At 74.0% G+C, this 13,669-nt stretch carries 16 protein-coding genes; 7 read left to right on the forward strand and 9 right to left on the reverse strand.

Annotated features, from left to right (window positions below):
• Nucleotides 1-38 precede the first annotated feature (38 nt).
• Nucleotides 39-701 carry a pyridoxamine 5'-phosphate oxidase family protein gene (locus ACZ6ZR_RS28780; protein ID WP_465647168.1) on the reverse strand — a complete coding sequence of 221 codons (663 nt, stop codon included), beginning with the start codon at nucleotides 699-701 and terminating at the stop codon, nucleotides 39-41.
• A gap of 122 nt (nucleotides 702-823) precedes the next feature.
• On the opposite strand from ACZ6ZR_RS28780, the gene ACZ6ZR_RS28785 reads away from it, so the two are divergent.
• Nucleotides 824-1,690 carry a GNAT family N-acetyltransferase gene (locus ACZ6ZR_RS28785; protein WP_465647170.1) on the forward strand — a complete coding sequence of 289 codons (867 nt, stop codon included), beginning with the start codon at nucleotides 824-826 and terminating at the stop codon, nucleotides 1,688-1,690.
• Here ACZ6ZR_RS28785 and ACZ6ZR_RS28790 read toward each other — a convergent pair.
• The 3 genes from ACZ6ZR_RS28790 to ACZ6ZR_RS28800 are packed head-to-tail and all read right to left on the reverse strand — an operon-like array spanning nucleotide 1,630 to nucleotide 2,950.
• Nucleotides 1,630-1,929: a hypothetical protein gene (locus ACZ6ZR_RS28790; protein ID WP_465647172.1), complete on the reverse strand. Its 300-nt coding sequence runs from the start codon at nucleotides 1,927-1,929 to the stop codon at nucleotides 1,630-1,632. The genes ACZ6ZR_RS28785 and ACZ6ZR_RS28790 overlap by 61 nt on opposite strands.
• Entirely contained in the window at nucleotides 1,926-2,180 is a 255-nt protein-coding gene (locus tag ACZ6ZR_RS28795; protein WP_465647174.1) for a hypothetical protein, read from the reverse strand. The genes ACZ6ZR_RS28790 and ACZ6ZR_RS28795 overlap by 4 nt, the downstream gene beginning before the upstream one ends.
• Nucleotides 2,181-2,218: 38 nt before the next feature.
• Nucleotides 2,219-2,950, reverse strand: a complete 732-nt coding sequence (locus tag ACZ6ZR_RS28800) for a tyrosine-protein phosphatase (RefSeq protein WP_465647176.1) — start codon at nucleotides 2,948-2,950, stop codon at nucleotides 2,219-2,221.
• A gap of 111 nt (nucleotides 2,951-3,061) precedes the next feature.
• On the opposite strand from ACZ6ZR_RS28800, the gene ACZ6ZR_RS28805 reads away from it, so the two are divergent.
• From ACZ6ZR_RS28805 to ACZ6ZR_RS28815, 3 genes are all read left to right on the forward strand, one after another.
• Nucleotides 3,062-4,606, forward strand: coding sequence for a LamG domain-containing protein (locus ACZ6ZR_RS28805; RefSeq protein ID WP_465647178.1), 1,545 nt, complete (start codon nucleotides 3,062-3,064; stop codon nucleotides 4,604-4,606).
• 69 nt (nucleotides 4,607-4,675) lie between these two features.
• Entirely contained in the window at nucleotides 4,676-5,173 is a 498-nt protein-coding gene (locus tag ACZ6ZR_RS28810) for an FBP domain-containing protein (RefSeq protein ID WP_465647180.1), read from the forward strand.
• Between the two features lie 142 nt (nucleotides 5,174-5,315).
• Entirely contained in the window at nucleotides 5,316-5,528 is a 213-nt protein-coding gene (locus ACZ6ZR_RS28815; RefSeq protein ID WP_345284509.1) for an EF-hand domain-containing protein, read from the forward strand.
• Between the two features lie 3 nt (nucleotides 5,529-5,531).
• Here the strand turns inward: ACZ6ZR_RS28815 and ACZ6ZR_RS28820 are convergent, their stop codons facing one another.
• The 5 genes from ACZ6ZR_RS28820 to ACZ6ZR_RS28840 all read right to left on the reverse strand — a co-directional run bounded on the left by ACZ6ZR_RS28820 (nucleotide 5,532) and on the right by ACZ6ZR_RS28840 (nucleotide 10,326).
• Nucleotides 5,532-7,169 (reverse strand): condensation domain-containing protein, encoded by a 1,638-nt coding sequence (locus ACZ6ZR_RS28820; RefSeq protein WP_465647182.1) that lies wholly within the window; start codon nucleotides 7,167-7,169, stop codon nucleotides 5,532-5,534.
• The gene (locus ACZ6ZR_RS28825) at nucleotides 7,166-8,098 is read right to left on the reverse strand and encodes a class-II aminoacyl-tRNA synthetase family protein (RefSeq protein ID WP_465647183.1); all 933 of its coding nucleotides are present in this window, start codon (nucleotides 8,096-8,098) and stop codon (nucleotides 7,166-7,168) included. The genes ACZ6ZR_RS28820 and ACZ6ZR_RS28825 overlap by 4 nt, the downstream gene beginning before the upstream one ends.
• Before the next feature lie 112 nt (nucleotides 8,099-8,210).
• Nucleotides 8,211-8,999 carry a hypothetical protein gene (locus tag ACZ6ZR_RS28830; protein WP_465647184.1) on the reverse strand — a complete coding sequence of 263 codons (789 nt, stop codon included), beginning with the start codon at nucleotides 8,997-8,999 and terminating at the stop codon, nucleotides 8,211-8,213.
• 3 nt (nucleotides 9,000-9,002) lie between these two features.
• Nucleotides 9,003-9,293 (reverse strand): phosphopantetheine-binding protein, encoded by a 291-nt coding sequence (locus ACZ6ZR_RS28835; RefSeq protein ID WP_465647186.1) that lies wholly within the window; start codon nucleotides 9,291-9,293, stop codon nucleotides 9,003-9,005.
• Nucleotides 9,294-9,393: 100 nt separating this feature from the next.
• Nucleotides 9,394-10,326 carry a 3-oxoacyl-[acyl-carrier-protein] synthase III C-terminal domain-containing protein gene (locus tag ACZ6ZR_RS28840; protein WP_465647188.1) on the reverse strand — a complete coding sequence of 311 codons (933 nt, stop codon included), beginning with the start codon at nucleotides 10,324-10,326 and terminating at the stop codon, nucleotides 9,394-9,396.
• A gap of 106 nt (nucleotides 10,327-10,432) precedes the next feature.
• On the opposite strand from ACZ6ZR_RS28840, the gene ACZ6ZR_RS28845 reads away from it, so the two are divergent.
• The 3 genes from ACZ6ZR_RS28845 (at nucleotide 10,433) to ACZ6ZR_RS28855 (ending at nucleotide 13,510) form a co-directional block, all read left to right on the forward strand.
• Nucleotides 10,433-11,632: a glycosyltransferase gene (locus ACZ6ZR_RS28845; protein WP_465647190.1), complete on the forward strand. Its 1,200-nt coding sequence runs from the start codon at nucleotides 10,433-10,435 to the stop codon at nucleotides 11,630-11,632.
• Nucleotides 11,633-11,780: 148 nt separating this feature from the next.
• Nucleotides 11,781-12,719, forward strand: coding sequence for an ATP-binding cassette domain-containing protein (locus ACZ6ZR_RS28850; protein WP_465647192.1), 939 nt, complete (start codon nucleotides 11,781-11,783; stop codon nucleotides 12,717-12,719).
• Between the two features lie 35 nt (nucleotides 12,720-12,754).
• The gene (locus ACZ6ZR_RS28855) at nucleotides 12,755-13,510 is read left to right on the forward strand and encodes an ABC transporter permease (protein WP_465647194.1); all 756 of its coding nucleotides are present in this window, start codon (nucleotides 12,755-12,757) and stop codon (nucleotides 13,508-13,510) included.
• Nucleotides 13,511-13,669 lie beyond the last annotated feature (159 nt).

Below are 13,669 nucleotides of genomic sequence, written 5' to 3' on the forward strand. Positions count from 1 at the left end.
GCGCAGGCTACCGAACGCGGTGGTCCGCCCCCCTCCGGTCAGTCCTGGCGGAAGCGGTGGACGAAGGGGTCGTAGGCGGGTGCGGGGAAGCGGGTGCCGGTGATGGTGTCGGGGACGGGCGTGCCGGGCGTGGTGGTCAGGGGGATCCAGCCGGCCCAGGCCTCGATGTGGTCGTCCTTGGGCTCGTCGCGGGCGAAGCCGGCCCGGACCTTCATCGAGAACTCCTCGATGGGCATGGTCAGGCAGGCCGTGTAGTGGGCCTCCTCGACGCTGGGGCGCCGCGCGGCGTACGGGCCGGAGAGCCGGCCCGGGATGACGCTCTCCACGACCTGGGCGAGGGCGTCGGCGCGCTGGTGCTCGTCCTCGATGGGGGTCGCCTGGCCGAAGACCATGACGGAGCGGTAGGCGGCCGAGTGGTGCGAGGAGGCCCGGCCGAGGATCACGCCGTCGATCAGCGTGGCGGTCACGCACAGCGGCGCGCCGGCCGCCGCCGTCTCGATGAAGCGGCCGAACGCCGAGCCGTGCAGCAGCAGTTGGTCCCCCACGCGCATGTGCAGGGTCGGGATGACCACCGGACCGAGCTCGGTGGTGAAACCGACGTGGACGGCGAGGGCCTCGTCCAGGATGGCGTAGACCGCCTCCCGGTCGTAGGTGACCCGCTCGGGGTAGCGGTTGGCCGTGGTGCGCGCTGTGGCAGACATGCCGGTCACCGTAGGACTCCGCTCGCGGCACGGGCCGCAGAAACGCCGTCTCCGACACCCGGTCGGCGGTGGGGCGGTTATTCGGTTGCGGTGCCCCCGCGACGGGGTGTCAGATCCCGGCCATGACGATTGTGCTGGGAACGCCGGCCGCCGACCAGGTCCGCGAGGCCATGGCCGCGCTGCGCGAGTGGCAGGACGACCGGGCCCCGATGCAGCTGCATCCCGGGGACCTCGGCTGGAACCACCGCTTCGGCACGCCCGAGACGGCCGCGGTGGTGCGGACATGGAGTCGGGGCGGGCGGATCCTCGCCGTCGGGATGCAGGACTCGCCGACGCTGCTGCGGATGACCGTCGCCCCCGACGCCTTCCGGGACGAGGAGTTGGCCCGGCGGCTCGTCGAGGACGTCTCGCTGCCCGGGCGCGGCGTGCTGCCGGAGGGGGCGGTGGCCATCGAGGCGCCGCAGGGGCTGCTGATCCACGAGCTGCTGACCGCCGAAGGCTGGGGCGTCGACGAGCCGTGGACCCCGCTCTTCCGCGACCTTTCGGGGCCGGTGGAGGACCCCGGAGTCCGGGTCGAGGTGATCGGCCCCGATCAGGCCCAGCACTTCGCCGACGTGCTCAGCTCGGCCTTCGACACCCCGAGGCCCACCCGCGCCTACTGGCTCTCGATGTCGGCCGCACCCTTCCACGCCGAGGCCCGCTCCCTGGCCGTCCACGGCGACCGCGGCGACCCGGCCGCCGTGATCACGGTCTGGTCGGCCGGCCCGGGACGCCCCGGCCTGGTCGAACCCATGGGCGTCCACGCCGACCACCGCGGCCGCGGCCTCGGACGGGCCGTCACCCTCGCGGGCGCGGCCGCACTGCGCGAACTCGGCTCCTCCAGCGTCCGGGTGTGCACCCCGAGCTCCAACCTCGGCGCCGTCGCCACCTACCGCTCCGCCGGCTTCGAGGCGCAGCCGGAGATCGGCGACCGGATCCGCAAGGCCTGACACCGGGTCAGCCCGGGCCCGTGCTCCCGCCGCCACTCGCGGGGCCGCTCCGCCGCAGGTCGCGATCCCACCGGCGCCCGCCGCCAGAGCCACCAGCTCACCGCGAGCGCGGGCAGCGCCAGCAGGTCGCTCCGGTCCCCGACGATCCGGCTCGGCACGCCGCTGAACGACCAGATACGGGAGGCCAGTTCGCCCCCGGCCGGGCCGGACTTGGCGACCGCGAAGGAGACCGCCGTCACGGCCAGTCCGACCACCGCCCGCGCAGCCGCAGCACGGGCGTGAGCAGCAGCGCCACCACCGGCGGCGCCACCAGCATCCACGCCACGTCGCTGACCTTGCCCGTCACCGGGCCCGGCCAACTCCGTTTCCACACGTGGTCGTTGAGCAGCAGCACGAGGACCGCGAGCGCAGTCCCCGGCTGCCCCGCCCACCGCACCACCGCCCGCACCGACCCAACGGCTACGCCGCCCCGCTCCCCCTGCTCCGGCATGCCGACCAGTCTGGCGGACGGCGGCCGCCCGCGCACCGCTACGGCACCAGCAGCCGCTCCCGCAGCGCCGCCACGTACGGCTCCCCGAGGCCCAGCTCCCCCTCGACGTAGCCGGCCACCGACCCATGACGCTCCGTCAACTCGCCCAGGAAGGACAGGATCAGCGCGGCGGGCGCCTGCCCGTAGCCCGGCCAGAGCTTGCCGGGGCCGTACTTGGCCTGCCAGTCGGCGACCAGGGCGGGGGTGGCGAGGTTGGTCAGTGCGAAGTCCTCGGCCACGGTGGCCTCGGGGACGCCGAGCAGGGTGAGCACCAGGGCGCCGACGATGCCGGTGCGGTCCTTGCCGGAGGCGCAGTGGAAGACGGTGCGGCCGGCCGACGGGTCGGCGATCAGCTCCATGACCCGGCTCAGCTCGGCGGTGCCGTCCTCGGCCACCTCCAGGAACTTGTCGACCAGGTACACCGCCGGGTCCGCGTCCTCGCCCAACGCGGCCTGGTCGTACGGCCGGTGTTCGATGCTCAGGTTGTGGAAGGCCAGCCCGGGCAGCTCGGGGACGCGGCCGCCGCGCTCGATCTCCCAGGGGTAGCGCAGGTCGATCACGGTGGCGACCCCGAGCTCGGCGAAGCGGGCCAGGTCGGCCTCGGTGCGCAGCTTGCCGAGCGAGTCGGAGCGGTAGAGGGTGCCGGTCCGGACCGCACGGCCGTCCTCGGTCCGATAGCCGCCGAGGTCACGGAAGTTGTGCAGCCGGTCGAACTCCAGGTGTCTGATCATGGCCGCCACTCTATGGCCGGCCGGCGCGGAATCCGGGGGCTTGCCATGTTCACGGTGGCCCCTAGACTCAGCCGGACGATCATGGTTCGATCTTCACAGGGGGAACACGAGATGGTGACCAGGCGTGGATTTCTGGGCGGCGCCGCCGCGTTGACGGGGGCGTCCGCCCTGCTGGGCGGCGGCGTGGCCGCCGGCACCGGCACCGCCGTGGCGGCCGAGGCGAAGAACGTCCCGTTCGCCCCCGTCCCTCCGCCGCACCTGGTGCAGGCGGAGCAGATGGTGCAGTACCAGCGGATGCTGGCGGAGGGTCAGCTGACCACGGGCCTCGCCGGGCACTGGCCGCTGACCGCGACCACCGCCGACCGCAGTGGCAACGGCCGTACGCTGACGCGGGGGTCGACCACCGCCACCAGCTGGAGCGACCTGCGGGTCGGCCAGGAGCTGAGCCTCACCGGCGCGGCGGACGCCGCCTACGCGGCGACCACCTCGGTGCTCGACACCACCAGGCCGTTCACCGTCTCGGCCTGGGTGCGGCCGGCCGAACTCACCGGCATCATCACGGCGGTGAGCCAGGACGGTGCGCAGACCAGCCGCTTCCTGCTGATGTACGACACCGCCGTGTCGGCCTGGGTGTTCCGGCTGCGCAGCGCCGACCAGGCGGTCAAGGTCTCCGCGCAGGCCACCAGCCCCGCCGTGGCGGGCCAGTGGGTGCACCTGACCGGTGTCTGGACGGGCGGCGAGGTCCGGCTCTACGTGAACGGCGTGAAGGAGGGCACCGGCGCCGACACCATCGCGCCGTGGGCCGCCGACCTGGGCTTCAACGTCGGCCGGGCGAAGTGGGGCGGCAACGCCGTCAACGAGTGGAAGGGCCAGCTCAGCGACGTCCGCGCCTACGACCGCGCGCTGACCGACCAGGAGGTGGACCTGATCAGCGGCCGGGCCGCCGACCGCAACAACGTCTACCTGGTCGGCGAGGAGGCCCAGGTGGTCTTCGGGCAGCCCTCGGACCCGACCACCTGGGTCAACCGGTCCCGGTGCAACTCCTTCGTCACGGCAGTGCTGCGGCACACCTACCCCTGGGCGGCGGACGCGAGCTACTTCGCCACCTGGTTCGGCGCCGACGACCCGCGCTTCAGCCCGACGGCGGCCCGCTACCAGTCCCGCTTCGCCGGGGAGAACGGCGGTGCGGGGCCGCGCTTCAAGGCGATCACCCGGGTCACCGACCTCCAGCCCGGTGACCTGATCTCGGTCAACTACAACGGCACGGTGCCGGGCAACACCGGACACATCGTCATGGTCCGCGCCGTGGAGGGCGTCCGCACCGGCTGGATGGACCAGCACGAGAAGGGCCTGACCCAGTACGTGCTGGAGGTGGTGGACTGCACCGCCTCGCCGCACGGCGTCTTCGGTCTCTCCACCTACTGGGACTGCCCGGACACCCGGATGGTCGACGGCCTGGACAAGGCCGTCTCGCAGAACCACCAGGGCGCGGGCATCGGCCACATGGTGTTCTACGCCAACGCCGACGGGAGCTTCGCCGGCCACCGCTGGAGCGTGAACTCCTCCGAGTTCCGCCCGGCCAACCTCCCCCCGACGAACGGCCCGGACGGGAAGCCCGTCTACGTGGACGGCATCTCGGCCGCCCGCGTGGTCTGATCCCGGCAGCGCCCCACCACCCGGAAAACCGGACGACGGCACCCGGACGGCGGTGTTAGCGTCCGAATCATGGAGCCACTCACCGACCAACAGATCCGCGCCTCCTTCGTCAACTGCACCAAGGGGGAGGCCGGTCGGCTGAGCCTGCCGCGCGGCCTGGCCGAACTGCCGTGGGAGCACCTGGACTTCCTCGGCTGGCGGGACCAGGGGGCGCCCGACCGGGCGTACCTGGTCGCGCCGGCCGAGGACGGTCCGGTCGGCGTGACGCTGCGGGTGCCGACGGTGCGCCGCAGTTCGCTGAAGAGCAACCTGTGCTCGCTCTGCCTGACCTCGCACACCGGCACCGGGGTGGCCCTGCTGGCCGCCCGCCGGGCCGGAGCGGCCGGGCGGGAGGGCAGCACCGTCGGCACCTACGTCTGCGCCGACCTGGCCTGCTCGCTCTACGTCCGGGGCCGCAAGCGCACCGCCTCGGCCGAGCGGGTGGCGGAGTCGCTGACGCTGGAGGAGCAGATCGCCCGCACGGTGGCCAACGTCGACGCCTTCCTGGCCCAGGTCCTCCGGGGCTGAGGTCCAAGAGCTCGGAGCACCCGACGGGGACGAACTCTTGACGCGCTCCTGACCTGGGGCGTCGTGACCCGGGGGTCCGGCATCCGGACGCCCGGCGGGCCGATAGGGTACGGGCACCACGACCCATTCAGGAGGGGTAGACATGGCTGACATCGAGAACGCCAAGAAGGTCTTCGCGCGCTTCGACGCCGACGGCGACGGCTTCATCACCGCCGCCGAGTACAGCAAGGCGATGGCCGAGCTCGGTGACCCGTACGTCACCGAGACGGTCGCCCAGGCGGTCATCAACAAGGCCGACACCAGCAAGGACGGCCAGCTGAACTTCGAGGAGTTCTGGGCCGCCCAGCAGGGCTGACGCCTAGCCTCTGTCGGCCGCGCCACCGTCCCGGCCGCTTCCTTCGGCCGGGACGGCCCCGTTCACCACGTAGTGCTGCGGGGCCATCGCCGTCTCCCGGCCGGGCAGCGTCGCCACCACCGCGCGGTGCACGGTGGCCGGGGTGAGCGGCTGCCCGCCGGGGTCGATCCAGGCGGTCAGCCTGCCGTCCCGGACCGCCACCGTGGCGCTCACGCCGGGGCCGAGCGCGTCGGCCAGCAGGGAGCGCACGGCCGCCAGGTCGATCCGGCTGCCGTCCACCTCCTCCCACTCCCCCACCCGCTTGCGCGGCTCCAGGCCGGTCAGTTCGGTGAGGCGCGACAGGTCGACCGGGCCCTCCGCCACCGCGGCGACCAGCGCGAGCAGGCCCCGGGCGAAGAGTTCGCTCTCCTGACGGTCCAACACCTGCGGGCAGGTGTGCAGGGAGATCTCCACCACCTCGCGGACCCGCCAGATGTTCATCATCACCCGCACCGGCACCGGCTCGTCCGGGTACCAGCTGAGCTCCGGCTCGGCGCTCGGCACCGGCCGGGAGCGGGCGGCCGCCTCGGGGATGGTCATGCTGAGGTCGTTGACCACCACCTGGCGGTTGAACCGCGCCCCGCGCTGGTGGGCCGCCTCCTCGACCAGCTCCCAGATCCGCGGCGCGTCCAGGGTGCTGTGCCAGTAGCCGGCGAAGGCGGCGGCCTTGGTCCGGCCGATCACCTCGTCCAGGTCGGCCGCCCCGGCGTCCACCGCGATCAGCGCGTCCTGGGCCAAGGTGCCGATGTGGGTAGCGAGTTGGGCCCGGTGACGGTTGGCCGAGAGGGCGGCGAGGGTCAGCCTGGGCTGGTCGGCCCGGTGGGCGACCAGAGCGGCGAAGACACCGAGCAGCACGCTGGACGGGCTGGCGCCGGTGCGCCGGCTGGCGGCGTCCAGGCTCTCGGCGGCGGCGCGGGAGCGGATCGCCAGGGTGGCGAGCTGGTCCGGCGGCCCGGTCAGCCCGGAGTCGGCGAAGACCGCCAACGGGCTGGTGAGCAGGATCTTCTCCCAGTGCTTGAGGGAGGCGGTGGTGCGGCGGCGCCCGGCCGCCGAGTGCTCGGCGGCGGCGATCTCCAGCGGGGTGGGGGCGCTGACCGGGGGCAGCTCGCCTCCGGAGAGCAGGGTGAACCACTCCTCGAACAGGATGGAGGTGGCCGCGCCGTCCGCCCCGGTGTGGCAGACCACCACGGCCAGCCGGGCGGGCTTCCCGTCCCGGGTGAGCAGGGTGAAGCGCAGCGGGAAGTCCGCCGCCAGGCCGAACGGACGGGGCCGGTCGAGCCGCGCCAACTCGTCGGCCCTGACGTCGAGTTGCTCCTCGGGACCGGCCTCGACCAGGGTCACCTCGAAGGAGCCGGCGGCGTGCACCGTCTGCCGTCCGTCGACCGCGAAGGTGGTGCGCAGGGACTCGTGCCGCTCGGCCAGCCGGCGCAGCGTGGCGAGCACGTCGGGGACGCCCGCGTCCGGCGGGACGGGCCAGACGGCGTGCTTGTTGATCTGGTCGGGGTCGTCGCGGCGGATGCACAGGATCATGTTGGCCTGACCGAGCGTCACCGGCCCCTCGCCGGTGCTGCCGCCGTCGTACCGCACGGTGACCACGCTCATCGGCCCGCCCCCGAGAGCGCCGCCGAGAGTGCCCCCGAAAGTGCCCCGACCACCTCCACCGAGCCGGTGAGCACGGCGCGGACCGGCGCGGGCCAGTCGGCCGGGTACGGCCCGTGGGCGTGGACCAGCGCGAGCGCGATCCGCTCCAGGCCGAAGGCGGCGCAGGCGGTGTGACCGGGTTCGCCCCCGGCGGTGAAGCCGAAGACGGTGCCGAAGGTGTCCTTGTGGCAGTTGGCGGAGGCGATCGCCTGGACCAGTCCGTCCGCCACCTCCACCCGCAGCTCGTACTTCAACTCCTGGGCACGCTGGGCGGCTTGGAAGACCTTGCGGGCCCGGCCGAAGAACGGGTCGTCGGCCACCTCCACCGAGACCTTGAGGTCCATCGCGCCCAGCCACTCGGCGACCCGGGCCAGCCAGGCGGCCCGCCAGTCCTCGCAGTGCGCCTGGGTCCCGGCGGTGACGTACTCGGACATCCGGAAGCTGCGCAGCCGGCCTGGCTCGGCGCTGCCCTCCTGGCGGAAGCAGTGCGCCGAGACCGCGAAGCGGGCGGGGGTCTCCAACTCCCTTCCCTCCAGGGTGGCGTAGACCGGGTAGCAGGCGGCCGGCAGCAGCACCAGGTCGCCGATCCGCTGCTCGCGGTGCCAGTCCGGGGTGTCGGCGAGTTCGCGCCACTCGGCCGGGGTGCCGGTGAAGCTGTGCACGGTGCCGAGCAGGTGCGGGAAGGCCTTGGCGTACCCGGCCCGCTCCACCAGGGCGCGGGAGATCACCGGCGGGATGGCCAGGCGCTCGAAGGGCTCGTCGGCGCCGAGCGCCTCGATGCCCCGGCGCAGGTCGGCGATCAGCCGCTCGAAGCCCTCCGAGTAGAGCACCACGCCGGGGGTGTCGGTGGGCAGCAGGGTCGCGGCTTCCGCGCTCCGAAGGTCAGTCATCCGCTGTACCTGTGTTCCTGGTTCGAGTCTGGTCGGGGAAGGGTGGTGCCGGGGTGCGTGCCGTTCAGGGCCGGCACCGTTCAGGGCCGGCACCGTTCAGGGCCGGCACCGTTCAGGGCTGGCGCAGCTCGGCGGTGCGGCCGGTGCGACGGTCAGCGCCGCGGACGAGCAGCGGGCCTCCGCGCCAGGCGGAGAGCGCCCGCGTCCACACGCCGGTGAGCGGCTGGCCGCCGGGCCCGGGCACGGGCGCGGGCGTGCCGGAGACCGGGTCCGGGAAGGGCCAGGACGGTCGCCAGGGCTCGCCGCCTCCGGTGGAGACCGCGCGCCGCGCGACCGGAGCGGGCTGGTGGACCGTCAGGGTCCGCTCCTCCGGCGCCTGTTCGCAGAGCAGCAGCACGCCCTCGGCGTGTTCGGGCAGGTCGACCGGCCCGGGCGGCGCGTGGTGCAGCGCGGGCTGCTCCAGCACCAGCACCAGGGCGCGTTCGCAGGCCCCCGTCCGCGCGTAGCGGTCGGCGATCCGCAGGGCGGTGAACGGGCTGAGCGGCCCCTGGTCGCCGATCGCGAAGGCCATCGGCTGCCCGGGGCAGGTACGGCTCAGCCGCAGGGTGTTGGCCAGCCCGGGCTGGACGTCGGGGACGTCGAAGGCGAGCAGCAGCAGGTCGGCCGGCCGGTCCTCGGGGAGGGCCAGCTCGGCGAGGAGTGCCTCGCCCATCTCGCCGTAGCTGTGACCGACGCCCTCCGTCAGCAGGTCCTCGCGCAGGGCCAGTCCGTACGGGCGGGCCTGGTCGCCGGCGAAGACCCGCAGGTCCGGGTCGAGCGAGGCGGCCGAGCGGCCCCCGAAGCGGCGGTGCACCGCCCGCTCTATCCGCAGGCCGCCCCGCCCGGTGGGGCGCGGCTGCACCGCTCAGACCTCGGTGATGGTGTGGCCGGCCACGAAGTCGGCGAGGCTGGCGACCGAGCGCAGGTCGTCCTCGCCGATCTCCTCGACGTCCACCTGGATGTCGAGCGACTCCTCGAGTTCGAGGATCAGCTCCAGGGTGCCGGCCGAGGTGAGGCCGAGGTCGTCGAACAGGCAGGCGTTCTCCGGGATTTCGGGGAGCTCGCGGCGGAGCACCCGGGGCAGCAGGGTGCCGATGCTCTCCAGTACCCGGCCGCGCAGGACCGGATCGGGAGCGAGTGTGGTGGTGTCGTCCATCGTGGTACATCCCATCAGGGGGCAGCGCGGTGTGGTCAGCGCGGGCGGACGGTGGAGGCGCCCCTGGATTCCAAGGAGCGCGCCGGTCGGTGCCGGACGGTCAGTGCCGGACGGTCATCGCCGAGAAGGTGGCGCCGAGGCCGGAGGCCGCGATCAGGTACCGGTCGCCGGGACGGAGCAGGCCCCTGGTGACGGCGGTGTGAAGGTTGATGAACCCGTCTGCGGCGAAACTGTGCCCGACGGCGGGCACGTTGTCCAGCAGTACGCGCTCGATCGGGAGGTCCAACTCCCGGGCGAGGCGCCGCCAGGAGACCTGGTTGACGTTGTGCGGCAGGATCAGCGCGAGCTCGTCGAGCCCGGTGCCGGCCCGTTCGGCGGCGGTGCGGATCACCGCGGCCATGGTCTCGGGATAGGCCCGCTGGTAGCGGGTCAGCAGCTCCGGGTCCTCGGCGAAGCGGCCGTCGAACTCGCCGAGTTGGCGCACGGCGTAGGACAGCACCTCGCCGGGGCCGCCGCCGGCCCGCACCAGGCAGGCGGCCGCGCCCTCGGCGAACAGCGCCGTCTCCGGGACGAGTTGGGCGTCCCGGGTGAAGGTCTTCTCGCCGGTCAGCACCAGTGCGAGCGCCTCCGGGTCCGGGTCGGCGGCGAGCAGCCGTCCGGCCAGGTCGATGGCCAGCAGGCTTCCGGCGCAGGCGTGGTGGGAGAGGGAGAAGTGCTCGGCGTGGCCGAGCCCGAAGCGGTCCAGCAGGTCGGGCAGGGGGTCCAGCGGGTACGGGAGGGCCACCGGCATGCTGCGGGCGTACAGCACGTGGCGGACCAGGTGTTCCCGGCCGCGAAGGTGGGTCAGGGCGCCGAGGGCGCCGGCCAGTAGGTCGTGCAGCGTCCCGTCCGGGTCCAGGCGTACCTGGTCCAGGCCGTGGAAGCGGCGGAAGAGGGAGATTTGGCGCGGGGTCAGTCCGATCCGCTCGCCGACGGCCTCGATGGGAACGGCCGAGTCGGGTAGGTGGACGGCCACTGCCTCCAGAGCGGTCACCCGGGCTAGTATTCCCACGCCCCGCGAGCCGCACAAGATGTGTTCTGACTCTTCGGCCGGAGCCCACGACCCCCCGGAGTCCTTCCTGATGGACCGTCATACCGCTGTGACCAGCAGCTTCATGCTCGTCGTCCCACCGCTGGCCGGGCACGTGCTGCCCACGATTGGTCTAGGCCGCGAGCTCGCCGCCCGCGGCCACCGGGTGGTCTGGGCCGGTTCGGAACTGGTGCTGCGACCACTGCTCGGGCCGCAGGCGCGGGTGGCCCGCACCGGCTCGCGGCTGTTCCGTCCGCAGGGCGGATCGGGCGAGGCCGCGCTGCGTTCGCTCTGGGACGGCTTCGTGGTGCCGTACGCCCGCTTCACCGCGAAGGCGCTGGACGCGGCGGTGCGCACGGAGCGCCCGGACGTCCTGGTGGTGGACCAGCACACCCCGGCGGGCGCCCTGACGGCGCACCGGCACCGGCTGCCCTGGGCCTCGCTGGCACCGGGGCTGATGGAGCTGGGGCGGCCCTTCCCGGAGGCCGAACCGTGGATCGGGGAGCGGCTGCGCGAGCTGTGGCGCCGGGCCGGCCTGCCCGAGGAGGAGTACCTGGATCCGCGCTTCTCGCCGGAGCTGGTCCTGGCGCTGACCGGGGAGACCCTCGCGGGGGACGCCCCGGCCACCCTGGTCGGCCCGGTGCTGTCGGAGCGGCCGGAGCAGCCGGGATTCCCCTGGGAGCGGCTCGACCCGACGCGCCGTCACCTGCTGGTCTCCATGGGCACGCTGGCCGACGACGTCGCGCTGGACTTCCTGCGGCGGGTGGCCGCCGCGCTCCACCTGCTGGGCCCCCAGGTGCCGGCCGTGGTGGTCGCCCCGCCGGAGCTGTGGGCGGACTTCCCCGCCTGGGCGGTGGTGGTGGAGCACGCCCCGGTGCTCGAACTGCTGGCCCGGGGGCGGGTGTCGGCGCTGCTCGGCCACGGCGGGCTGAACACCACGAGCGAGGCGCTGGCGCACGGCGTGCCGGTGGTGCTCGCCCCGATCCGGCACGACCAGCCGCTGGTGGCCGAGCGGGTGGCGGCGGCCGGGGCCGGGGTGTGCGTCGACTTCGCCGGGGCCACCGCACTCCGGTTGAGGGAGGCGGTCCTGACGGTCCTTCAGGGCCCGTCCCACCGCGAGGCGGCCGGACGGCTCGGCCACGAACTGCTGTCGAAGGGCGGCGCCCGCACGGCGGCCGACCATCTGGAGCGGCTGGCGTCCACCAGGCGAGATCCCGCGAACGAGCTGGTCCAGACCATTGTGGCGGGCCCGGCCGACCCCCTAGGGTGACGCCCGGGGAGCCACTTCCCCGGCTGCCGCACGGGTGCTTCCGTCACCTACGCCGCCGGTGCCCGTGGCCTGCCCCGGCGTCGTCCGGCTCCGACCGGCCGACCTTCTCACACCCCTGTCTGCCCACCCCTGTACGGGAGTTCTGGCTTTGATCGAGACCACGGGGCTGCGCAAGTCCTACCAGCCTCGCAAGGCCGCCGCCGTCGACGCCGTCCGCGGCCTCGACCTGTCCGTGGCGGCGGGCGAGATCTACGGCTTCCTGGGGCCCAACGGCGCCGGGAAGACCACCACCCTGCGCATGCTGGCCACCCTGATCCGCCCGGACGGCGGCTCCGCCGTCATCGCCGGGGCCGACCTGCGGGCCGACCCGGCCGGGGTCCGCCGCCGGATCGGCTACGTGGCCCAGGGCGGCGGCACCGCCGACACGGTGACCGGACGCGAGGAACTGGTGCACCAGGCCCGGCTCTACGGCAGCTCCAAGGCCGAGGCCCTCGGACTGGCCGAAGGGGCCGTCAAGGCCTTCGAGTTGGGCGAGTTCGCGGACCGCGCCTGCCAGACCTACTCGGGCGGCCAGCGCCGCCGGGTGGACATCGCGCTCGGCGTCATCCACCAGCCGGCCGTGCTCTTCCTGGACGAGCCCACGGTGGGCCTGGACCCGGCCAGCCGGGCCGGCGTCTGGGAGGAGATCCGGCGGCTGCGGGCCGGGGGCATGACGGTCTTCGTGACGACCCACTACCTGGACGAGGCCGACGCGCTCTGCGACCGGATCGGCATCATCGACCACGGCGGCATCGTGGCCGAGGGCACCCCCGAGGCGCTCAAGCAGGAGGTGTCCGGGGACGTGGTGGTGCTCAGTGGCCTGGACGTGGCGGACGCCGCCAAGGCCCTGGCCGACGCCCCCTACCTGCACCGCAGCGAGACCCCCGCCGAGGGCGGCCTGCGGCTCTACGTCCGGGACGGCGCCAGCGCCATCCCCCAACTCCTGCCCACCCTCGCCGAGGCCGGGCTGACCCCCGCCACCGTGCAGCTCCAGCGCCCCAGCCTGGACGACGTCTTCCTGGCCCGCACCGGCCGTTCGCTCACCTGAGACCCCTTCTCCGCAGCCCCTGGAGCCCTTCCCCGATGAAACTCGCGCGTGACACCTGGCTGGTGTTCCAGCGTCAGGTCCTGCTGATGTGGCGCACCCCGGTCTGGCTGGTGGTCGGCATCGTCCAGCCCCTCTTCTACCTGCTGCTCTTCGCCCCGCTGCTCAAGGGCGCCCTGGGCGCCGGGAGTTACGAGGAGGCGTACCGCATCTACGTCCCCGGGCTGCTCGCCGTGCTGGTGATCTTCGGCGGCCTGTTCTCCGGCTTCAGCCTGCTCGGCGAGCTCAAGGCGGGCGTCGTCGAGCGCTCCCGGGTGACGCCGGTCAGCCGGCTGGCCCTGCTGCTCGGCCGGGCGCTGCGCGAGGTCGCGGCGCTGCTGGCCCAGGCGGTGGTGATCACCCTGCTCGCCCTGCCCTTCGGCCTGACCGTCGGCCTGCTGGACCTGCTGCTGGCCTTCCTGCTGCTCGGCCTGCTGGCGCTGATGACCTCGGCGATCTCCTTCGGCATCGCCCTGCTGGTGCGCAACGACGCCGCGCTCGCCCCGGTGGTGAACACCGCGGCGCAGCCCATCGCGCTGCTCTCCGGCACCCTGCTGCCGCTGGCGCTGGCCCCGCAGTGGCTGCGGTCGATCGCCGAGTGGAACCCCTTCTACTGGGCCGTGGAGGGCATGCGCTCGCTGTTCACCGGCCAGGTGGGCGACGCGGTGGTCTGGCAGAGCATCACGGTGGTGGCGCCGCTGGCCGCACTGGCGGTCTGGTGGTCGGCCCGGCTGTTCGCCGAGCGCGTGCGCTGAGCCGCTCGCCACGCCCGCCGGGCGTACGGAAGAGGGGGGGGGGGGCCCGGGGGCCCCCCCCCCCCCCCGGGTGGCGGGGGGCCCCCGCACCCCCCCGGCCCAAGGCCCCCCGGGGCCCCGCCCCCCCCCCCCTACCAGAGGCCCGGCGGCCCGGGCCGG

The sequence above is a fragment of the Kitasatospora sp. NPDC088742 genome, assembly GCF_055584905.1.